General features: G+C 47.6%; 22 protein-coding genes. 19 read left to right on the top strand and 3 right to left on the bottom strand.

Annotated elements, in window-relative coordinates; genetic code table 11:
• Positions 1–32: 32 nt before the first annotated feature.
• From GVI43_RS08890 to GVI43_RS08880, 3 genes are all read right to left on the bottom strand, one after another.
• Positions 33–707 carry a GntR family transcriptional regulator gene (locus tag GVI43_RS08890; protein ID WP_159566517.1) on the bottom strand — a complete coding sequence of 225 codons (675 nt, stop codon included), beginning with the start codon at positions 705–707 and terminating at the stop codon, positions 33–35.
• Between the two features lie 197 nt (positions 708–904).
• Complete coding sequence (locus GVI43_RS08885) at positions 905–2110, bottom strand: mandelate racemase/muconate lactonizing enzyme family protein (protein WP_159566516.1); 1206 nt, start codon at positions 2108–2110, stop codon at positions 905–907.
• Between the two features lie 39 nt (positions 2111–2149).
• A complete protein-coding gene (locus GVI43_RS08880; protein WP_159566515.1) occupies positions 2150–3451 on the bottom strand; it encodes an MFS transporter in 1302 nt (433 codons plus the stop codon).
• Positions 3452–3957: 506 nt separating this feature from the next.
• On the opposite strand from GVI43_RS08880, the gene GVI43_RS08875 reads away from it, so the two are divergent.
• From GVI43_RS08875 to lipA, 19 genes are all read left to right on the top strand, one after another.
• Positions 3958–4854, top strand: coding sequence for a glutamate/aspartate ABC transporter substrate-binding protein (locus tag GVI43_RS08875; RefSeq protein WP_159566514.1), 897 nt, complete (start codon positions 3958–3960; stop codon positions 4852–4854).
• A 97-nt stretch (positions 4855–4951) separates the two neighbouring features.
• Positions 4952–5689 (top strand): amino acid ABC transporter permease, encoded by a 738-nt coding sequence (locus tag GVI43_RS08870; RefSeq protein WP_159566513.1) that lies wholly within the window; start codon positions 4952–4954, stop codon positions 5687–5689.
• 2 nt (positions 5690–5691) lie between these two features.
• Entirely contained in the window at positions 5692–6372 is a 681-nt protein-coding gene (gltK, locus tag GVI43_RS08865; RefSeq protein WP_159566606.1) for a glutamate/aspartate ABC transporter permease GltK, read from the top strand.
• The gene (locus GVI43_RS08860; RefSeq protein WP_159566512.1) at positions 6372–7097 is read left to right on the top strand and encodes an amino acid ABC transporter ATP-binding protein; all 726 of its coding nucleotides are present in this window, start codon (positions 6372–6374) and stop codon (positions 7095–7097) included. Before gltK ends, GVI43_RS08860 begins: the two co-directional genes overlap by 1 nt.
• A gap of 84 nt (positions 7098–7181) precedes the next feature.
• The gene (locus tag GVI43_RS08855; RefSeq protein WP_159566511.1) at positions 7182–7826 is read left to right on the top strand and encodes a transporter; all 645 of its coding nucleotides are present in this window, start codon (positions 7182–7184) and stop codon (positions 7824–7826) included.
• Positions 7827–8027: 201 nt separating this feature from the next.
• Positions 8028–10610: a leucine--tRNA ligase gene (gene leuS / locus GVI43_RS08850; RefSeq protein ID WP_159566510.1), complete on the top strand. Its 2583-nt coding sequence runs from the start codon at positions 8028–8030 to the stop codon at positions 10608–10610.
• Between the two features lie 14 nt (positions 10611–10624).
• The gene (gene lptE / locus GVI43_RS08845; RefSeq protein WP_159566509.1) at positions 10625–11191 is read left to right on the top strand and encodes an LPS assembly lipoprotein LptE; all 567 of its coding nucleotides are present in this window, start codon (positions 10625–10627) and stop codon (positions 11189–11191) included.
• Positions 11188–12219 (top strand): DNA polymerase III subunit delta, encoded by a 1032-nt coding sequence (gene holA, locus GVI43_RS08840; RefSeq protein WP_159566508.1) that lies wholly within the window; start codon positions 11188–11190, stop codon positions 12217–12219. Before lptE ends, holA begins: the two co-directional genes overlap by 4 nt.
• On the top strand, positions 12212–12874 hold the full coding sequence (nadD, locus tag GVI43_RS08835; protein ID WP_159566507.1) for a nicotinate-nucleotide adenylyltransferase: 663 nt from the start codon (positions 12212–12214) through the stop codon (positions 12872–12874). Before holA ends, nadD begins: the two co-directional genes overlap by 8 nt.
• 318 nt (positions 12875–13192) lie before the next feature.
• Positions 13193–13513: a ribosome silencing factor gene (rsfS, locus tag GVI43_RS08830; RefSeq protein WP_159566506.1), complete on the top strand. Its 321-nt coding sequence runs from the start codon at positions 13193–13195 to the stop codon at positions 13511–13513.
• Positions 13514–13984, top strand: coding sequence for a 23S rRNA (pseudouridine(1915)-N(3))-methyltransferase RlmH (gene rlmH / locus GVI43_RS08825; protein WP_159566505.1), 471 nt, complete (start codon positions 13514–13516; stop codon positions 13982–13984). It abuts the gene before it with no gap.
• A 23-nt stretch (positions 13985–14007) separates the two neighbouring features.
• On the top strand, positions 14008–15909 hold the full coding sequence (gene mrdA / locus GVI43_RS08820; RefSeq protein ID WP_159566504.1) for a peptidoglycan DD-transpeptidase MrdA: 1902 nt from the start codon (positions 14008–14010) through the stop codon (positions 15907–15909).
• Between the two features lie 20 nt (positions 15910–15929).
• The gene (gene mrdB, locus GVI43_RS08815; RefSeq protein ID WP_159566503.1) at positions 15930–17042 is read left to right on the top strand and encodes a peptidoglycan glycosyltransferase MrdB; all 1113 of its coding nucleotides are present in this window, start codon (positions 15930–15932) and stop codon (positions 17040–17042) included.
• Between the two features lie 10 nt (positions 17043–17052).
• Complete coding sequence (rlpA, locus tag GVI43_RS08810; RefSeq protein ID WP_159566502.1) at positions 17053–18234, top strand: endolytic peptidoglycan transglycosylase RlpA; 1182 nt, start codon at positions 17053–17055, stop codon at positions 18232–18234.
• A 128-nt stretch (positions 18235–18362) separates the two neighbouring features.
• Entirely contained in the window at positions 18363–19589 is a 1227-nt protein-coding gene (dacA, locus tag GVI43_RS08805; protein ID WP_159566501.1) for a D-alanyl-D-alanine carboxypeptidase DacA, read from the top strand.
• 120 nt (positions 19590–19709) lie between these two features.
• Positions 19710–19973 carry a DUF493 family protein YbeD gene (gene ybeD, locus GVI43_RS08800; protein ID WP_159566500.1) on the top strand — a complete coding sequence of 88 codons (264 nt, stop codon included), beginning with the start codon at positions 19710–19712 and terminating at the stop codon, positions 19971–19973.
• Positions 19974–20429: 456 nt separating this feature from the next.
• Positions 20430–20849: a VOC family protein gene (locus tag GVI43_RS08795; RefSeq protein WP_159566499.1), complete on the top strand. Its 420-nt coding sequence runs from the start codon at positions 20430–20432 to the stop codon at positions 20847–20849.
• Positions 20850–21013: 164 nt separating this feature from the next.
• A complete protein-coding gene (lipB, locus tag GVI43_RS08790; RefSeq protein WP_211959081.1) occupies positions 21014–21682 on the top strand; it encodes a lipoyl(octanoyl) transferase LipB in 669 nt (222 codons plus the stop codon).
• Entirely contained in the window at positions 21675–22640 is a 966-nt protein-coding gene (lipA, locus tag GVI43_RS08785) for a lipoyl synthase (protein ID WP_159566497.1), read from the top strand. The genes lipB and lipA overlap by 8 nt, the downstream gene beginning before the upstream one ends.
• The last annotated feature ends 63 nt before the right edge of the window (positions 22641–22703 follow it).

Genomic DNA, 22703 nt, shown 5'->3' with positions numbered 1-22703 from the left:
TTCACATGATTAACCCTCTGGCTAGCAGAGGGTTAATTCGCAAAAGGATAGGCGTCATCGCTGAGCAGCCTTTTAGCCCGTAGCGTAAATCCATTATTAATATGTAATTTGAGGATCCGGCATGCCGCATCGGCATTATTGCGCGATAGTTCCTGAACGATATCCCGGTGCTCCTGAAGCGACTTTATCATGTACTCTTGAGAAAACGTCAGCCGGTTACGCATCGCCAACACTTTAGTGGTGGTATTACGGTGCATATCAAATAGATAAGGGTTATTGGCATATTTTAATAGCAGGCGATGAAACTCAACGTCCATCTCTAAATAAGTATTACGATCGGGTTTAAGCAGTAGATATTCGCAATCCTGAATATTTTTCTGAAGCTCCGCCAGCAGTTTATCTCTATTTTTACCGATTGCGCCCTGAATAGCGCAAACCTCTAAGGCAATACGCAGCTCACTAATATTATCAATTTCTTCTGCCGTTAAGCTGCATATAAAAGTGCCACAGCGCGGCCGTATTTCGATTAAACGTTCGGCACACAGCCGTAATAGCGCTTCTCGGATCGGCGTTTTACTTAATCCAAATAGTTCTGAAAGTTGACTCTCCGTCACCTGTTGCCCGAACTCAAACTCACCAAAAATAATCATCTGACGGATCTTCTCAGCCGCCACTTCGGTTAACGTTTTAGGGATCTCAATATGCATAATCTGACCTCGCCGTCACTATCAGTAAAAGTATGCATTGATATAAAAGCTGGAATATCACCGCATGATAATACTCGGTCAATCTGATAAGGCGGATCATATACTAAGCGTAAAGATAATATACGGCTGACGTGATGCTTTTGTGAGATGTATGCTTCATTTCGCGATCGAGAAATGAAGCATACATGAGGTACTTTTTAAGCGGTAATGGTATACGCCAGATAGTCTTTGACGATCTCTTCGTTCAGCTCTTGCCCTAAGCCAGGTAAGTCGGGAATGGTATAGTAGCCATCGACCGGCTGGTAATCATTGGTGCATAGCTCCCGAATACAGGCTTTTAAGCCATGGGTATGGTGCTCATGGATGATAAAGTTAGGAATGGCCGCTTCCATATGCAGCGAAGCCGTCATGGATACCGGACCGCCACAAACATGAATCTGTACGGTAGCGTCGTAAATATTGGCATAATCACATATCTTTTTACCTTCGGTAATTCCACCGCAGAGACAGAGATCCGGCTGAACCACGGCAACGCTTTGTTTTTCAAACAGGTCGCGATAGCCCCATCGAGTATAAGAACGCTCTCCGGTAGCGACGGGGATATTAATACTACGGGCCACTAACGCCATATTGTCTGAATTTAACGGATGAACAGGCTCTTCGTAGAAGAAAATATTATATTTTTCAATAGCTCTGGCAAACTGAATGGCCGCATTGGTGCCCAGTAATGAGTGAATTTCTACAATAATATCAACGTCCGGCCCCACCGCTTCGCGCATGGCGGCAATGCGCTCTTCTCCCATGCGTAATTGGTCAGCAAGCAAAAGTCCGAAGTAGTTTTGATTAATTTCCCAGTCTAATTCTGGGCCGCCGTTACGATCGATCTGCAACGGATCAACTTTAATTGCCGTGTAGCCTTCAGCAATCGCTTTGCGGGCAGCATCAGCATACTGTTCCGGGGTGGTTAACATCTGAAAGGTATCACTCCAGCCAAACTGCAACTGGCTGGCATATGTACGTAATCTTTCGTTAGTTTTCCCACCGAGCAATTGATAAATTGGCGCATTAAGCACCTTCCCTTTGATATCCCATAGTGCGATATCAATGGCACTCATGCCGGCATAAAAAACGTTTCCGCCGCCCATTCCCCAAAACGTGGCCCGAAATAGATTCTCCCAAATAGCCTCAGATTTCATCGGATCTTTCCCGATAATCCGTGGGGCCAGATCGCGGAGTATACCTACGCCAGCTTTAGCTCCGGCGCCATAAGCCAGTCCAACTTCACCGATCCCACTGATGCCTTCATCCGTATTAATCCGTACCATCACCGGATTAAATCTGGCCATACGCGGATCCCGACGGTTCACTTCACAATCAAATATCTCAACGCTTGTTATTTTCATCTTTATCACCTTGATATCAATTAATGTCGTTATGCAGATTTATGCTTCTTCACTTTTCTTCACGCGAGGGATACGCATGGTGATCAGTATCAGGCTAGACATCACACACAAAATGGCTTCAACGACAAATACACCGTATGAACCATAGGATTTAGCCACGTAGCCCAGTCCAAGGTTGGCAAAAAAGCCCCCCAAACTAGAACAAGAGTTAATCACCGCAATGCTAATCGCTAATCCGGCCGGGGACAGCATCATGGAAGGTATTGCCCAAAAAGGACCGTAGTAGCTTAGAATACCGACGCCGAATAGCATCATGCCAACCATACGAATGGACATTGAATCTGCGGTTGCGATAACCAAGAATGCAGCGCCAGCTAACAGCATAGGTACTGCCGCATGGTATTTTCGTTCCCCTTTTCGATCTGAATGCGCACCCCATAGCGGCATCGCAATCATCGCACATAAAAAAGGAACCGCCATAATCAGGCCAACGTGCGTGTCCGTCAGGCCTGAAGCAAAACCTTTAACCTGCCCGGGAAGCCAGTAGTTACTGGCCTGTGAAGCAGCCTGAACAAACATATATACAAAGGAGAGTCGCCATAGAATAGGATTACGGATAATTTGCATAAAACGGATTGATTGCCCGGAAGCATGGCCTTTACTTTCCTGCTCTAATTCAGCAATAAGCCACTTTTTCTGCGGTGCAGTTAACCATTTCGCGTCTTTCGGACGATCGCACAATACATAGAAGGTCATCACACCAAGCAGTACCGTCGGGATCCCTTCAATAGCAAATAGCCAACGCCAACCGGCGTAGTCCAAGAAGCCTGCGTGCTGAATAATCCACCCGGACATTGGCGCAGCAACAACCGAAGATACCGCAATAGCCATCATAAATAGCGCGGTAACTCGGGCACGTTCTTTCGCAGGAAACCAGCAGGCAAGATAGTAGATCATCCCGGGAAAGAAGCCGGCTTCAAATACGCCAAGCAATAAACGGGCAATAAGCAGATATTCAAAGCTGTTAGCAAAAAAGAGTAATACGGTTACTCCACCCCACGCCATCAAAATGGTGCCGATCCACCTGCGGGCACCAAGTTTCTGAATCATTATATTGCTGGGAATTTGACAAACGAGGTAGGAAATGAAAAAAACTGAAGCTAGTTGTCCAAACTGTACGCTAGAAATTCCAAGGTCTGCGTTCATTTGCAGTGCAGCAAACCCGATGTTGACCCGATCCATATAATTGAAAAAATATAAAATGAAGGCAAAGGGAATGATATGCCGCCCAATGGCTTTCAAAGTCTCTTTTTCAACGCCGAAATAATGTTCTTGTTCCATATTTCGCCCATCCTGATTTTTTTTAATTAAGTGATGAAGCATTAACTTAATCGAAAATCCAGAGGGAAACCGATGCTGATATATGATATATCGGTACATCATATATCAGTCACCGTTCAACATTCGCCAGCCAGCAATCTGCTCAACTTCCCTCTCATTTACCGCCACCTTTTCTCACGCTCATTTAAATAACGCTTTAACAAAGCTAAGACTTGGCACGTACCTTGCTACATATTTATTGAGGCGGGCAAAAATATGCAGATAATCCTGATATTTATGACCGTTAATGATTACCCGCACTTTCCAAGTGCAAATTTGCACCAAAAAGATGCATCGATGTGAAATCGCTCACTAATGGTGCAAATTGTAGGTCATCAACAGGTTGATTATTTTACATAGATGCATCATTAATCTACATTTTAATTACATCATTGGCGGAAAATCGTACCGACTAATGGGAAATAACGCTGTTAGACATCATATTGATAATAATGAAGGAGTAAGTCATGCAATTACGCAAGTTAGTATTACCGTTAGTTTTAATGGGTCTGACCAGTACTGCGCTTCATGCTGAAGATTTGAATGGTACATTAAAGAAAATTAAAGATAGTGGTGTGATCACCGTTGGTCACCGTGAATCCTCAGTTCCTTTCTCCTACTATGATAATCAACAAAACGTGGTTGGTTATTCGCAAGACTACTCAAACCTGATTGTTGATGCAGTGAAAAAGAAGCTCGACATGCCAAACCTGCAGGTCAAGCTGATCCCGATTACTTCTCAGAACCGTATTCCGCTACTGCAAAACGGCAGCTTCGACTTTGAGTGTGGTTCAACAACCAATAACGTTGAACGCCAGAAGCAGGCTGATTTCTCCGATACCATCTTCGTGGTCGGAACGCGTCTGTTAGTGAAAAAGGGATCGGATATTAAAGATTTCCCTGATTTGAAAGGCAAAAATGTTGTTGTGACTTCAGGTACCACCTCAGAAGCCTTACTGAATAAGTTAAACGACAGTGACAAAATGGAAATGCGCATCATCAGCGCGAAAGACCACGGTGACTCTTTCCGTACCGTTGAGAGTGGTCGTGCCGTTGCCTTTATGATCGATGATGCACTGTTAGCCGGTGAAAGAGCGAAATCTAAAAAACCGGATGACTGGGTCATCGTAGGTACACCGAAGTCTTTTGAAGCTTACGGCTGTATGTTACGTAAAGACGACGCCCAGTTTAAGGCACTGTTAGATGACACTATCGCTAAAGCGCAGACCTCTGGCGTGGCAGAAAAATCTTATGACAAATGGTTCAAACAGCCTATTCCGCCAAAAGGTCTAAACATGAACTTTGATCTTTCTGATGATATGAAAAAACTGTTTAAAGCACCGAACGATAAAGCCCTGAACTAATAGAGTTACATCGCAATTATCGGCTCTAGGTTAGCGCTCTTTATCCCACATCGGGGTAAAGAGCCGCTGATAAAAAGAAGAAATTAAGGGCTAAGCTATGTTTGGAAACTGGAACTGGGGAATATTTTTAGAACAAACCCCGTTTGGCAATACGACTTATCTGGGCTGGCTGTGGACCGGCGCTCAGGTCACCGTATCGCTGTCTATTTGCGCATGGATTATCGCGTTTATTCTGGGATCGCTGTTTGGTATTTTACGTACCGTTCCCAATCGCTTTCTTGCTGCGATAGGAACGCTATACGTTGCACTATTTCGCAATGTCCCCCTGATTGTACAATTTTTTATCTGGTATCTATTGGTACCTGAATTATTGCCAGCCTCCATTGGTGACTGGTTTAAGGGCGACTTAGACCCAAATGTACAGTTTTTTATTACCTCGGTTTGCTGTCTGGGCGTATTTACCGGAGCCCGCGTATGCGAACAGGTAAGAACCGGAATACAGTCTCTGCCGCGCGGTCAAAAAGCTGCGGCGCTGGCGCTGGGTTTAACGCTGCCACAGGCCTATCGCCACGTGCTATTACCCAATGCCTATCGCGTTATCATCCCGCCGTTGACCTCTGAAATGCTGAACATGGTGAAAAACTCCGCCGTGGCATCAACCATTGGTCTGATTGAACTATCGGCGCAGGCCAGCAAACTGCTGGACTACTCCGGTTACGCCTACGAGTCATTCTTAGCCATCACCATCGCTTACGTGATTATCAATATTGTCGTCATGCGATTGATGAAACTGGTTGAGAAGAAGACGCGTTTGCCCGGCACGTTTGGAGGATAATGATGCTTGAATTTGACTGGAGTACGATTATTCCGAGCATGCCTTACCTTCTGGAAGGCATGTGGGTTACGTTAAAAATTGCCAGCTTCGCCATTGTATTCGGTATTCTTTGGGGAACGGCTCTGGCTATTTTCCGTCTGGCTCCTCCCCCATTCCGCTGGATTAGCGTTATCGCGGCTGCCTATGTGAATACCTTCCGTTCAGTACCCTTAGTGATGGTACTGCTGTGGTTTTACCTGATTGTCCCCCAGATTTTACAAAAATTTCTTGGCCTTTCACCACAAACGGATATTCGCTTTATTTCCGCGGTTATCGCGTTCTCGCTGTTTGAAGCCGCCTACTATTCAGAAATTATCCGGGCTGGTTTACAAAGCATCTCTAAAGGCCAGAATTCTGCCGCACTCGCTTTGGGTATGACACCGTGGCAGTCTATGAGACTGATTATTTTGCCTCAGGCTTTTAAAGCGATGACGCCGCTGCTATTGACTCAAGGCATCATATTATTTCAGGATACCGCTCTGGTGTATGTTATCGGGCTTGCTGACTTCTTCCGCAGTGCAACCAACGTAGGTAAAAACTACGGAACCGAAACAGAGATGGTTTTATTCGCCGGTTTCATCTACTTTGTCATTTGCCTCTCGGCGTCGCTACTTGTAACTTACTTAAAGAAAAGGACAGTTTGATGATTTCCTTAAAACATGTTTCTAAATGGTATGACCGTTTTCAGGTGTTGTCAGATTGCACAACTGAAGTAAAGAAGGGTGAAGTCGTTGTTGTTTGCGGGCCCTCTGGTTCAGGTAAGTCAACGCTGATTAAAGCGGTTAACGGCCTTGAGCCAATTCAGGAAGGCACCATTCTGGTCGATGGCATTGCCGTGAACGATCCGAAAACCAATCTCGCACAGCTTCGTGCCCGCGTGGGTATGGTATTCCAGCACTTTGAGCTATTTCCACATCTGTCTATTATTGAAAACCTGACGCTGGCACAGGTCAAAGTCCTCAATAGAAGCAAGTCTGAAGCGGAAAAGAAAGGTCTCGCGCTGTTAGACAGAGTCGGTCTCTCCAGCCACGCGCATAAATTCCCAAGCCAGCTTTCCGGCGGCCAACAGCAGCGCGTAGCCATTGCCCGTGCGCTATGTATGGATCCGATAGCCATGCTGTTTGATGAGCCAACTTCAGCCCTCGATCCAGAAATGATCAATGAAGTTCTCGACGTCATGGTTGAGCTGGCCTATGAAGGTATGACCATGATGGTAGTCACCCACGAAATGGGCTTTGCCAAAAAAGTGGCGCACCGCATTTTGTTTATGGATGAAGGTAGAATTGTTGAAGATACCAATAAAGATGATTTCTTTAACAATCCTCAGTCTGAACGGGCAAAAGACTTCTTAGCTAAAATTCTGCACTAAAATTAGAGCGGGTTCTTTCTCATAGGGAAGAACCTGCTCATTAAGTTCGGCTATATCGCACAATCGCAGAGAAAGCCTAATGTTATGCAAACTGAACTCAACGCCCTCTTACGGGCAGTAAAGCAATTTCTGCTCTATTCACTTGCTGCGGCTTTAGCCATTGGAATGCTGTGTTTAGACGTAAAGCTCACCGGCAACCAGTTTGGTGAATATTCTTGCGTGCAAATCACACAAGAAATCATACTGTTAGCCGACATTATTCTATTTTCAATGCTGGCCATAAAAAGGTCAGAAATCAGGCAATCAAGCATTTTAATTGCCGGGTTCTTTGGCTGCATGTTTATTCGCGAGCTTGACAGCTTTTTTGATCTTATCAGCCCCGGCTTTTGGCTTTACCCCGCATTAGCAATTACGGCACTCTGCCTGTTATTGGTTTCCTTTAACCTGAAGCAAACGCTAATACAGTTAGCCGAGTACACCCGCTCGCCAAGCTACAGCTTTATGATTTCCGGCCTGATTTGTATTCTGATATTTTCCCGCCTGTTCGGCATGAAGTACATATGGTATGGCCTTGACCCAGACCATTCTAAATTTATGCTATACCACATTAAAAGCGCCGTTGAAGAGGGTTCTGAGCTATTTGGCTACGCCCTATGCTTTATCTCTAGCTTCCACTACCTCAAAGAACGCGATAAAAAACCAACGCAAGCTATTCACAAACAACGCTAAATCACCGGTAACTTCATTTTTGTCATGATTATTTAGCATAAAAACGCTTTCCAGCGCTTTAGAGTATTGTTGCGGCTAGCGCTTATCGGCTATCCTATGGGGATCTATTTCCCCATTGCAGATAAATGCAATAACTGCCTATTTTATTCTAGTAACGATAAGTTAGAGCAATTTTTATAAACAGAAGGACGATACGTCGCCATGCAAGAGCAATACCGCCCGGAAGATATCGAATCTCACGTACAAAGCCACTGGCAAGAAAAGCAAACCTTTCAGGTCACTGAAGATCCGACCAAAGAAAAATATTACTGCCTCTCTATGCTGCCTTACCCTTCAGGGCGACTGCACATGGGCCACGTTCGTAACTACACCATCGGTGACGTTATCTCCCGCTATCAGCGGATGCTCGGCAAAAACGTATTACAGCCAATTGGGTGGGATGCCTTTGGCCTTCCTGCTGAAGGCGCGGCGGTAAAAAACAACACCGCCCCTGCTCCATGGACCTACGAGAATATCGACTACATGAAGAACCAGCTCAAGCTATTGGGTTTTGGTTATGACTGGAGCCGTGAATTTGCCACCTGCGATCCTGATTACTATCGCTGGGAACAGTGGTTCTTCACCAAGCTGTATGAAAAAGGCTTGGTGTATAAAAAAACGTCGGCGGTTAACTGGTGTCCCAATGACCAAACGGTATTGGCTAACGAACAGGTTATTGAAGGCTGCTGCTGGCGCTGTGATACCCCGATTGAGCGTAAAGAGATCCCTCAGTGGTTTATTAAAATCACCGCTTACGCAGACCAACTGCTAAACGATCTGGACACGCTGGAAAGCTGGCCTGAACAGGTTAAGACCATGCAGCGCAACTGGATTGGCCGTTCTGAAGGCGTAGAAATCAAATTTGCTATCGACGGCAGTAACGATTCACTTTCCGTTTATACCACCCGTCCTGATACCTTTATGGGCGTTACCTATGTGGCGATTGCAGCAGGGCATCCGTTGGCAGTTCAGGCCGCGGCAAACAACCCTGCGCTAAATAGCTTTATCGATGAATGCCGCAATACCAAAGTGGCTGAAGCCGAAATGGCCACCATGGAAAAGAAAGGCGTGGCCACTGGCCTATACGCTATTCATCCGCTCAGCGGCGAGAAAGTCGCCATCTGGGTTGCTAACTTTGTTCTGATGGAATACGGCACCGGTGCCGTTATGGCGGTTCCTGCCCACGATCAGCGTGACTGGGAGTTCGCAACTAAATACGGTCTGCCGATTAAAGCGGTAATTCTTGCGGCCGATGGTTCACAGCCGGATATCGGCGAACAGGCCATGACTGAGAAAGGCGTACTGTTTAACTCAGGTGAATTCGACGGGCTCGACTACGAAGCCAGCTTCAAGGCCATTGCCGATAAGCTAGTCTCTCTTAATCTGGGCGAGCGCAAAGTCAACTACCGCCTGCGCGACTGGGGCGTTTCCCGCCAGCGTTATTGGGGTGCACCCATCCCAATGATGACGCTGGAAGACGGAACTGTGGTTCCAACGCCTGTTGACCAACTGCCGGTTATTCTGCCTGAAGACGTCCACATGAATGGCATCACTAGCCCAATTAAAGCAGACCCTGAGTGGGCTAAAGCAACCTACAACGGCCAGCCTGCGCTGCGTGAAACCGATACGTTTGATACCTTTATGGAATCGTCATGGTATTACGCCCGCTACACTTGCCCTCAGTATGACAAAGGCATGCTCGACCCGAAGGCGGCTAACTACTGGCTACCGGTCGATCAGTATGTCGGCGGTATTGAACACGCCATCATGCACCTGATGTATTTCCGTTTCTTCCATAAGCTGATGCGCGATGCGGGTCTGGTTAACTCGGATGAGCCGGCAAAACGCCTGCTGTGTCAGGGTATGGTGCTAGCCGATGCATTCTACTACACCGCTGACAATAACGAGCGAATCTGGATTGCCCCTCAGGACGTTACCACCGAGCGGGATGATAAGAACCGTATCGTTAAAGCCTTCGATCGGTCCGGGCGCGAGCTGGTTTACTGTGGCATGATTAAAATGTCCAAATCAAAAAACAACGGCATTGATCCACAAGAAATTGTCGAGAAATACGGTGCCGATACCGTTCGTTTGTTCATGATGTTTGCTTCTCCCGCAGAAATGACGCTGGAATGGCAGGAGTCTGGCGTAGAGGGAGCTAACCGTTTCCTTAAGCGCGTATGGCGTTTAGCTTACGATCATACTTCAAAAGGTAAAACCAGCGCGTTAAACGTTGCCAGCCTGAACGAAGAGCAAAAATCGCTGCGCAGAGACCTGCATAAAACTATCGCTAAAGTGAACGATGATATCGGCCGACGTCAGATATTCAATACGGCGATTGCGGCAGTCATGGAGTTAATGAACAAGTTAACCCGCGCACCGCAAGAAACCGAACAGGATCGCGCGCTGATGCAGGAAGCCCTGCTGGCGGTTGTTCGTTTACTTTATCCGTTCACACCGCACGTTTGTTTTAGCCTATGGCAGTCGCTGAACGGTGAAGGCGATATTGATTTAGCACCATGGCCAGTTGCGGATGAAGCCGCAATGGTAGAAGATGCGAAGCTGGTTGTCGTTCAGGTGAACGGTAAAGTCAGAGCTAAAATTACCGTTCCCGCCGATATTACCGAAGAGCAGGTCAAGGCTTTAGCCAGTCAGGAAGCTATGATTGCTAAATATCTGGATGGTGTAACAATCCGCAAAGTTATCTATGTACCCGGAAAACTTTTAAATCTGGTTGTAAGCTAAACCAAGGAGTAGACGTGCGACATCCTATCATTACAGCAATGCTTGCTATGGCAGTCTTAGTGACTGCCGGATGTGGTTATAACTTACGCGGTACCACTAACGTACCGCAAGAGTTACAGACCCTCATTCTAGATAGCGCCGATCCATACGGGCCATTAACCCGTTCGGTTCGCAGCCAGTTGCGTCAAAGCAGCGTTAATATCGCTGAAGATACCACTCGCCAAGATATTCCATCTCTACGTCTGTCGGGTGAAAACAGTAGCCAAGATACCGTTTCTGTCTTCCAGAACGGTACCACGGCAGAATACCAAATGGTGATGACCGCCAGCGCTCAGGTCATGATTCCGGGCCGGGGAATATATCCAATTGAAGCTAAAGTATTCCGTTCGTTCTTTGATAATCCGCTAACCGCATTAGCCAAAGACGCTGAACAGGATATGATTCGACAAGAAATGCGTGAACAGCTGGCACAACAGCTGGTCCGTAAGCTGATTGTCGTTCAGACGACTGAAAAACCCATGACGGATGCCGAAGTTAAATCGGCTCACCAACCGAAAACCGGCGGTTCCGTCATTCGATGATCCGATTGTATCCGGAACAGCTCAATGCGCAGCTCCTCGAAGGGCTGCGCAGCTGCTATCAACTCTATGGAAATGAACCTCTTCTGTTAGAAGAAAGTCAGGATGCCATCCGGCGCGTGGCCTCTCAACAAGGGTTCAGTGAAGCATTCCATTTTGATATCAACGTTCAGACTGACTGGGAGGCGATTTACAGCGAATGCCAAGCCCTCAGCCTGTTCTCTACCCGCAAAATACTTATGCTTCATTTTCCTGAAAACGGCATAAATGCCGCACTCGGGGAACCGTTAACTCAGCTCAGCACGCTATTAAACCCCGATATTCTTTTAATTCTGCGCGGCCCCAAGCCATCTAAAGCACAGGAAAACGCGGCGTGGTTTAAGAGCCTGAGCGTCAATAGCGTGTACGTCAGCTGTTTAACGCCGGAGCAGGCCCACCTGCCCCGCTGGGTTGCCCAGCGGGCAAAAACGATGAAACTGACAATCGACGATGCGGCCATACAGCTAATCAGCTATTGCTATGAAGGCAACCTGCTGGCGCTTTCTCAGGCCCTTGAGCGGTTATCATTGCTGTACCCTGACGGCAAACTCACGCTGATTCGGGTTGAACAAGCGGTCAACGATGCGGCCCACTTCACGCCATACCATTGGCTCGATGCGATTATGGCTGGCAAAACCAAAAGAGCCTTTCATATTCTTAATCAGCTCCGGCTAGAAGATACCGAATCATTAATACTGATACGAACGTTACAACGAGAGCTGCTCCAGCTGCTGCATTTACAACGCCAAATGCAACAAACGCCGTTAAGAACGCTATTCGATCGGCAAAAGGTATGGCAAAATCGGCGCCCTTTATTAACGCAAGCATTACAAAGATTATCAGCCTCCCAGCTTACTCAGGCGGTTGCACTGCTGACTCAGCTTGAGCTGACCATTAAACAGGATTTCGGCCAGTCAATCTGGGATGGCCTCGAAAGTCTTATGATGCTGCTTTGCGGCAAACCTTTACCAGAGGCACAGCTAGATGTCTGATGGGTTTAAAAGCAACGGGGCTATTTATGCCCTGTTTGGCGGTACCTTTGATCCTATTCATTACGGGCATCTGTTGCCGGTCGCGGCGCTGGCTGAAGAAGTTGGCCTCCAACGCATTACGCTACTGCCTAACCACGTTCCGCCTCATAGACCACAGCCTGAAGCAAATGCACAGCAGCGTTTACGGATGGTCGAGCTGGCGACAGAAAACGATCCGCTGTTTTCTGTCGATGAAAGAGAGCTTCATCGCACCACGCCATCCTACACTATTGATACGCTGGAAGAGCTTCGTCGCGAACAGGGTTCAGATACGCCAATGGCGTTCATTATCGGGCAGGATTCGTTGTTAACCCTGCACTACTGGCATCGCTGGCAATCGCTGCTGGATTACTGCCACCTACTCGTCTGTGGCCGCTCAGGCTACGCCGATAGGCTCGATACGCCGGAGCTTGAGTGCTGGCTCGACGCGCATCGAACCACGGACGTCAATGCGCTAGAACAGCAGCCTAATGGGTTAATTTATCTGGCTCACACACCGTTGCTTGATATTTCAGCCACCGATATTCGCCAGCGTCATCACAATCAGATGAACTGTGATGACTTACTGCCAAAGAACGTGCAACAGTATATACAGCAGCAAGGCCTGTATCGCTAACGCCGGTGTTTACCGGATAGTAAGCTGCCAAACAACGGTCCCTTTCGTATCCACGCTCCCTAACTACCGAATTTGCTACAATTGATCGAAGTCGAATAACCCATCGGACAAATAAAACTGTCTCTCCCCTGAAGGATACACAGAGTTAATGCCATTAACCGGGGAGTTCGTGATATCATAGCGGGCTGCGAGAACGTTAGAGGTGCAAGCGGCAATAAACAAAGCCACCGGCAACCGCAATAATGAATGAATAATGACTTATTGTGACCTGATAGCGACAATAGGTTGATATTAATCATTTAATTTAAGGGTGAACCTTTGTACGGACAAGAACTCCAAGCATTTGTTATAGATAAACTCGAAGACCTGAAAGGTCAGGACATTATTACTATCGACGTCAGCAAGACATCAAGTATTACGGATTGCATGATTATCTGTACCGGAACGTCAAGCCGCCACGTAGCCTCCATTGCCGATCACGTTGTTCAGTCAGCGCGTAGAGCTGGAATGATGCCTCTCGGCGTTGAAGGTGAAGCAACGGGTGACTGGGTAGTCGTCGATCTGGACGATGTTATCGTTCACGTATTACAGGAAGATAGCCGCCGGTTATATGAACTCGAAAAACTCTGGAGCGAATGAGTGAAGCTGCAGTTAATTGCAGTCGGCACCAAGATGCCCGATTGGATTCAAACTGGATTTACTGACTATATTCGCCGTTTCCCTAAGGATATGCCCTTTGAGCTAATCGAAGTGCCAGCAGGGAAGCGGGGGAAAAACGCCGATATAAAACGAATTTTAGAAAAAGAAGGTGAACTCATGTTGGCCGCCGTGGGCAAAGGAAACCGGATTGTTACGCTCGATATTCCCGGAAAACCTTGGGAAACCCCGCAGCTAGCCCAGCAGCTAGAGTTCTGGAAGCAGGATGGACGTGATATCAGTTTGCTAATTGGTGGGCCCGAAGGTCTGGCTCCATCGTGTAAAAGCGCGGCCGAGCAAAGCTGGTCTTTATCGCCGCTCACGTTACCCCATCCATTAGTACGTGTATTAGTAGCAGAGAGCCTCTATCGCGCATGGAGCATCACTACAAATCATCCGTATCATCGTGAATAGCAACGGGATGAAATAGTTTTTGGATGAAAAAAGAACGCAACGCCTTTCGGGATCACTCGGCAGAATCGGCCCTCTTCATACGCCGCGCACTGGTTGCTATTATTGGCATAGTGATTCTCATCGCTATTTTAATCGCCAACCTATACAACATACAGATCCAACGCTTCGAAGATTATCAAACCCGATCTAACGATAATCGGATAAAGCTTGTTCCTATCGCGCCAACCCGAGGGCTAATTTACGACCGTAACGGCGTAGCCCTTGCCGAGAATAGAACAATTTATCAGCTTGAGCTGGTCCCCGAAAAAGTCACCGACCTGAAAGATAAAATCGAACAGCTCCGTTCCGTTGTCGATCTGAACGACGAGGATGTGGCAAACTTTGAAAAAGAGCGCAAAAACTCCCGTCGCTTTACCCCCATTGCCTTAAAAACCACCCTGACCGAGCTGCAAATTGCCCAGTTTGCGGTTAACCAATACCGTTTTTCCGGCATCGAAATTAAAGGCTACCAGCGCCGCTACTACCCTTATGGTTCCGCCCTAACACACGTAGTTGGCTATGTATCCAAAATTAACATGCAAGATTTAGAACGCTTATCGGCAACCGACCAGCTGCAGGATTACTCAGCCACCCATGATATCGGTAAGCAAGGCATTGAAAAATATTACGAAGAAGTTCTGCACGGCAAACCCGGTTATGAAGAGGTCGAAGTTAACAGCCGCGGCAGAGTCATTCGTCAGCTCAATGAGCAGCCGCCGCAGGCGGGTAAAGATATTTATCTGACCATTGACCTTAATCTACAGAAATACATTGGCGAACTGCTTGGACATCGCAGGGCTGCCGTTGTCGTCAGCGATCCCAGAGATGGCGGTATTCTGGCGATGGTTTCCAGCCCAAGCTATGACCCAAACCTGTTTGTCGATGGCATTGCCTATTCCGACTATCAGCGGCTGCTAAACGATCCAGACCGCCCATTGATTAATCGAACAACTCAGGGAACCTACCCTCCAGCGTCCACGGTGAAACCTTATATTGCCGTAGCCGCGCTCTCCGAAGGGGCTATTACGCCAAAAACAACCCTTTTTGATCCGGGCTGGTGGCAGTTACCGAATACCGATAAGCGTTACCGCGACTGGAAACGATCCGGCCATGGCCAGCTAAACGTTACCCGTGCGCTGGAAGAGTCTGCCGATACCTTCTTCTACCAAGTCGCTTACGATATGGGCATTGACCGCCTAGCCGGCTGGATGAGACGATTCGGCTATGGTGAATACAGCGGCATTGATATTTCCGAAGAGTACCCCGGCATTATGCCGACCCGCGAATGGAAAATGAAACGCCATAAAAAACAATGGTATCAGGGTGATACTATTCCGGTTGGCATCGGCCAAGGCTACTGGACGGCAACGCCAATCCAAATGTCAAAAGCGCTGGTTACCCTGATTAATGACGGCTTGGTTAAAACGCCTCATCTACTGAACAGCACTAAAGTTAACGGTAAGCTGGTTCCCTATCAGCAGAAAGAAAATACCCATATCGGAGATATACGTTCCGGATATTGGGAAATTGCCAAAGACGGTATGTACGGCGTGGTTAGTCGTCCTAACGGTACGGCACGCCGCATATTTGCCGGTACACCGTATAAAGCAGCCGGGAAATCAGGAACGGCTCAGGTTTTCGGTTTAAAGAAAAACGAAGTGTATAACGCGAAGAAATTATCTGAACATCTCCGGGACCATGCCCTGTTTATCGGATTTGCCCCTTATGATAATCCTAAGGTTGCCGTTTCAATGATTTTAGAAAATGGCGGCGGTGGTGGCGGTAATGCAGGCCCAATTGTACGTCGTATACTCGATCATATTTTATTAGACGATCAGAATACTACGTTACCAGAGCTCAATACCTTGCCTAGTGAAGGCGACTGACAGTGACAGAAAAATAGCCAATGAGTGATAACAAACAAAAGCCTACGATATGGACAAAAATCCATATTGACCCGATTCTGATGTTTTTCTTGCTGACACTGCTTGCCTATAGCTTTTTTGTATTATGGAGCGCTAGCGGGCAAGACCCCGGTATGATGGAACGTAAAATCGGGCAAACGGTTATCGGTCTGGTCATCATGTTAACCATGGCCCAGATCCCGCCTCGCGTTTATGAAAACTGGGCACCCTACCTCTACATTTTCAGCGTTATCCTGCTGGTCTTAGTCGATGTTTATGGGCAAATCAGTAAAGGAGCTCAACGCTGGTTAGATCTTGGCTTTATCCGCTTTCAGCCATCAGAAATTGCAAAAATCGCCGTACCGCTGATGGTTGCCCGCTATATCAACCGTGACTCATGCCCGCCTTCATTGCGTAATACGGGTATTGCGCTGGTTTTGATTTTCTTCCCGACGCTCTTAGTTGCAGCGCAGCCCGATCTGGGTACGTCAATACTGGTTGCCTCTTCCGGCCTATTTATTCTGTTTTTGGCGGGAATGAGCTGGCGATTAATTCTGCTTGCCATCGCGGCCCTATCGGCATTTATTCCCGTACTGTGGTTTTTCCTGATGCACGAATACCAGCGAATGCGGGTCATGATGTTGTTAGATCCGGAAAGCGATCCATTAGGCGCCGGTTATCACATTATCCAGTCCAAAATTGCCATCGGTTCCGGTGGACTTTGGGGTAAAGGCTGGCTGCATGGAACCCAATCACAGTTAGAATTTTTACCCGAGAGGCACACTGACTTCATTTTTGCCGTGTTGGCAGAAGAGTTAGGGCTTATCGGCGTAATGGCTCTGTTAGCACTGTATCTGTGCGTTATCATTCGTGGATTCATGCTCGCGGCTAACGCTCAAACCAGCTTCGGCCGGGTGCTAATTGGTGGAATCATGATGATTCTGTGCGTATATGTTTTTGTCAATATCGGCATGGTCAGTGGAATTTTACCCGTAGTTGGCGTACCGTTACCCTTCATCAGCTACGGCGGTTCCGCACTGATTGTATTAATGGCCGGACTGGGTATTGTCATGTCGATTCACACCCACAGAAAATTGCTATCAAAATATGTATGAGGACAGTTTAATGCGCAAACAGTGGCTATGGATAAGTATAATGGGATTGTTGCTTACGGCCTGCGAATCAACGACGCCGCCGACCAACACGCTCCCACCGCTTCCGCATACCGGGCCGGTAACTGAAATTAGCGGCGTAGAGCCCCGCTATGAACCTTATGATGCCGGAACCATGAAGGATTATAAGGTCAAGGGCAAAAACTATCGCGTTGTGACCAATCCGGAAACCTTTAGCGAAGTAGGCTTAGCAACATGGTATGGGCAAGAACTGCACGGCAGCAAAACCGCGTTGGGTGAAACATTTGACGCCAATGAGCTTACCGCCGCCCACCCTACGCTACCGCTGCCAAGCTACGTTCGCGTTACCAACCTGAGCAACGGCCGCCAGCTCGTGGTTCGCGTTAACGATCGCGGCCCTTTCACGCCGGGTCGAATTATCGATTTATCGAAAGCAGCCGCTGACCGGCTCAACGTCACCAATCAGACCAAAGTTCGTCTTGACGTTATTATCGTTGCACCAGACGGTACGCTATCAGGTCCGGGAACGATCGGTACTGAAGTAGCTAAAAAAACGTATATACTGCCCGCCCGCCCTGACCTCGGCGCGCCCTCAGCTTCAAATACATCATCGATCGTTCCCATGGGAGCTAATCCGGTTAGTCCAGCTCAGCAAGGTGAACCGGTAAACATTCCGGCTAAGCCTGATAATCATGTCACGATTCCTACTCCGGCACCGGAAGCTGGCTCATTAACGCTTTCTGCACCTCAGCAAGGTAGTCAGGTAAACGTACCGGCTAAACCGGATAACAGCGTCGCTATTCCAACGCCATCGCAGGAAAAAACGCCGCTGACCTTGAACTCACCCGGTCAGGAAGAAAACGTTAATATCCCTGCCAAGCCTGATACCGCCGTCATTGTTCCTGCACCAACCTCAGCCGATAACGCAACGGCCGCAAAACCAGCTTCAGGCTATGTGGTTCAGGTCGGCGCACTAAATGACCGCCAGCGGGCAGAAGATCTACAGAAAAAATTAAGCAACCAACTCAACGTTCCCGGAATGATATCCACTTCGGGTGATTTTTACCGAATTCAGTTAGGACCGTTTAGTACTAAGCAACAGGCTCAGGATCTGCAACAACGCCTGTCGGGGCAAGGACAGCCCAATACACTGATTATGTCTATTCCGCTTTAACCGCAGGGCCCCTGGTTAGCAGACTAGGGTAAAATTCAGAGATACGCGTTATGTTGTATGTCCAGCGCTTCGCCACCTGTTATAATGTGGCCGTTATTAACTTTTCTACGGATATTATTGTCCCGATTATGAAACAGACTCTCACTTCAAAGAAAATCAGCAGCCAACGGTTCAAGAGTATGACCCTTGGCGCATTAATTGCCTTAAGCGCGACCTCCGTGGTCAGAGCCGATGACGTTAATCTTAAAACGATGATCCCGGCCGCTCCGCAAATTGATGCTGAAGCCTACTACCTGATGGACTACAACTCAGGAAAAGTACTGGCAGAAATGAATGCAGATGCCCGCAGGGAGCCTGCTAGCCTGACTAAAATGATGACCAGCTATGTTATCGGTCAGAGTATTAAAGCAGGGAAAATACATCTTGATGACACCGTAACTATCAGTAAAGACGCCTGGGCTACCGGCAATCCGGAATTTAAAGGTTCTTCTCTGATGTTCCTACAGCTCGGTACTCAGGTTAAAGTTTCTGACCTTAATCGCGGCGTGATTATTCAGTCTGGTAATGATGCCTGCGTTGCGATGGCTGAGCACGTTGCCGGCAGTCAGGATTCTTTCGTCGGTATCATGAATAGCTACGTTAAATCGCTGGGCCTGCAAAACACCCATTTTGAAACCGTACATGGTTTAGATGCACCGGGCCAATTCAGCTCAGCTAAAGATATGGCGTTGATTGGTCAGGCAATCATTCGTGACGTTCCTGAAGAATATAAGGTTTATAAAGAAAAAGAGTATTACTTCAACAATATCAAACAGCCAAACCGTAATGGTTTACTGTGGGATACCAGCTTAAACGTTGACGGCATCAAAACCGGCCATACCGACAAAGCTGGCTACAATTTGGTAGCATCAGCGACCGAAGGCAATACTCGCCTGATCTCGGTTGTGATGGGTGGACGTACCTTTAAGGGCCGCGAAACTGAAAGCAAAAAGCTGCTAACCTGGGGTTTCCGTTTCTTCGAAACCGTGACTCCATTGCAGGCTGGCAAAGAGTTCGCCTCAGAACCAGTATGGTTTGGTGACACTGACCGCATTCAGTTAGGCGTTGATAAAGATGCTCACCTGACTATCCCTCGCGGCCGATTAAACGACCTGAAGGCCAGCTACACGCTAACTAACACTGAAATTAGCGCTCCGTTAGCGAAAGGCCAGGCTATTGGTACCATTAACTTCCAGCTAGACGGCAAAACTATTGAACAGCGCCCGCTAGTGGTACTAAACGAAGTGAAAGAAGGCGGGTTCTTTAGCCGTCTGGTCGATCACATCAAACTGCTGTTTCACCGCTGGTTTGGCTAGTCGCTCTTGAAAAACGGGCGTTAGTCACCATATATAGAAGTAACAGTCAGAGTAGCTCCCGCCACCGCGGGAGCTATACTTTTATATGGCAATGTCATTTTTTATTTTGTTGGAGTAACCATGAAAACTAACCTGAAGGAACTGCTCGATTTCCCCTGCTCTTTTACCTATAAAGTCATGGGCGAAGCAAAACCAGAGCTAGTCGACCAAGTAGTGGAAGTGGTACAACGCCATGCGCCCGGCGACTATACCCCTCAAATAAAGCCGAGCAGCAAAGGAAACTACCACTCCATATCGATAACGATTAACGCAACGCATATTGAACAGGTAGAAATTCTGTATGAAGAGCTGGGTAATATCGACATCGTACGTATGGTACTGTAGCCGCTCCCTCACGAAACACAAAACTGCCTGAAAGCCGAATAACATCGTTATTCGGCTTTCGATTAATGATAAATCCTAGATACAAGAAAAGGTAAGCCCGAAACGCTTTATACCTGAAAATGTCGCCCCTCGGCCGCCAGAAAAGGCCAATATTCCGATGTTGATTATGCGGATGAAACTTACGATAAAACCAAATTGAACTACTTTGTTAGCAGTCCAAGGCTGGATAATGCCGTTATTCGGCTTTTATGTTCTTTCCCACCCATCACAGAACTGTAACCCAATGTAACCCACCTTCAGCCCACTTAAGAATTTTTCAATAAAAATCATTAAATTGCATCTAAACCTTGCGAATATAAACACCGCATACAGCAAACCCAATAGCACGCCGATTCATCTGACACTATGCTTGGAATGTGACAGATTGTTTATTCTCCAATCAAAGAGGGCTAATTCATGGAATTACAACCTTATCTCTTTTTCGACGGTAACTGCGAAGAAGCGCTGGAATTCTATCAGCGTAGCATTGGTGCAAAAGTCACGATGATGATGCGATACAAAGAGTCTCCGGACAAATCCTCCGACCCCGTTCCCGCCGAGTGGCAGAATAAAATTATGCATGCCAACGTAGTTATCGGCGACTCCCAATTCATGGCTTCAGACGGGCAATGTGATTACAGCCATCCCGGCTTTCACGGTTTTAGCCTGTCATTGAACATACAAGATAAGGCCGAAGCTGAACGGCTGTTTAACAGTCTGGCATCAGGAGGCAAAATCAATATGCCTTTTCAGCGCACCTTCTGGTCTAAGGGTTTTGGAATGCTCACCGACCGCTATGGTATTGGCTGGATGGTCATGAGTGAAATAGATTCTTAAGCTTAATCATCAGCGGGAGTCTCCGTTACTATTCAACGGCTGCCGCTGTTCGCCTGATAACATGTTTATCCCCCCCTGCTACCAATGAGTTAAATAGGCGGATTTCATCTGGTGGTATCGCCTTACGGTGGGTATAATGGCTGTACCATTTTCGTAACGTTATGATGACCTACTTGCAACAAAATACCATTGTAATACGCCAACTTGGGTTACAGCCTTATCTGCCGGTCTCTCATGCTATGCATAGGTTTACCGACCGCAGAGACTCGGCTACCGCTGACGAACTGTGGCTGGTACAACATCCCAGCGTATTCACCCAAGGTCAGGCAGGTAAAGCAGAACACGTTCTTGCCGCTGGGGATATTCCGGTTATTCAAAGCGATCGCGGCGGGCAGGTAACCTATCACGGTCCCGGCCAACAGGTGATGTACATCATGATCGATCTCAAACGCAAAAAAATCGGCGTTAAGGAACTGGTCAACCATATAGAACAGACCGTAATTATCACTCTGGCACACTTTGATATACCCGCTATGGCACGGCCCGATGCCCCCGGAGTCTACGTTAGCGGCAATAAAATATGCTCTCTCGGGCTGCGGATCCGCAAAGGGTGCTCTTTCCATGGGCTGGCGCTCAATGTTGATATGGATCTGGAACCGTTCAGACGAATCAATCCCTGCGGTTACGCCGGATTACAAATGACACAGGTTAAGCAGCTTGCCGATACCGCCACAATAGATAATGTACGCCCAATCCTGATTCGGGAATTCATTCAATTACTCGGCTATCAACGGCCTGAGACTGATTATTGGAATCTTAACGATTATGAGTAAACCCATTCAAATGGAACGCGGCATTAAGTACCGCGATGCAGACAAGATGGCGCTGATCCCGGTGAAAACGCTAGAATCCGATCGTCAGACCATGCTACGTAAACCTGAATGGATGAAGATTAAGCTTCCCACTGATTCAACCCGCATTCAGGGTATCAAAGCCGCCATGCGTAAAAACGGGCTTCATTCAGTTTGCGAAGAAGCCTCATGCCCCAACCTGTCAGAATGTTTTAATCATGGTACCGCGACCTTTATGATCTTGGGCGCCATTTGTACCCGCCGCTGCCCTTTCTGCGACGTAGCCCACGGGCGGCCAATGGCGCCAGACGTTAATGAACCGGAAAAGCTGGGTCAAACCATTAAAGATATGGGCCTGCGCTATGTGGTTATTACCTCGGTTGACCGCGATGATTTACGCGACGGCGGTGCCCAGCACTTTGCCGACTGTATCAGCGCGATCAGAGCCAAAAACCCACAAATAAAAATAGAAACTCTGGTTCCGGATTTCCGCGGCCGAATGGATCGCGCCTTAGATATTCTGACCGCAACGCCTCCGGACGTTTTCAACCATAACTTAGAAAACGTACCTCGCCTATACCGTCAGGTTCGCCCGGGAGCCGACTATAGCTGGTCACTGAAGCTGCTCGAACGCTTTAAACAGGCACACCCTGATATCACCACTAAATCCGGTTTAATGGTGGGATTAGGCGAAACGAATGAAGAAATTGTTGCAGTCATGCGCGACCTACGGGCTCACGGCGTAACCATGCTGACCTTAGGCCAGTATTTACAGCCAAGCCGCCACCACTTACCGGTACAGCGCTACGTTAGCCCGGCGGAGTTTGATGACATGAAAGCCGAAGCCATGGCGATGGGCTTTACCCACGCGGCCTGCGGGCCATTCGTGCGTTCATCTTACCATGCAGATTTACAGGCAAAAGGCGTAGAAGTTAAGTAGAAGCTAAATAGCACGCCGTATGAAATAAACAATTATCCCGGCAATAGAAACAAGAAAGGCGTG

The sequence above is a fragment of the Budvicia diplopodorum genome, assembly GCF_009800925.1.
GTDB classification, from domain to species: Bacteria; Pseudomonadota; Gammaproteobacteria; order Enterobacterales; family Enterobacteriaceae; genus Budvicia; species Budvicia diplopodorum.
The sequence above is the reverse complement of the archived record's forward strand: the minus strand, read 5'-3'. Positions and strand labels throughout refer to the sequence as shown.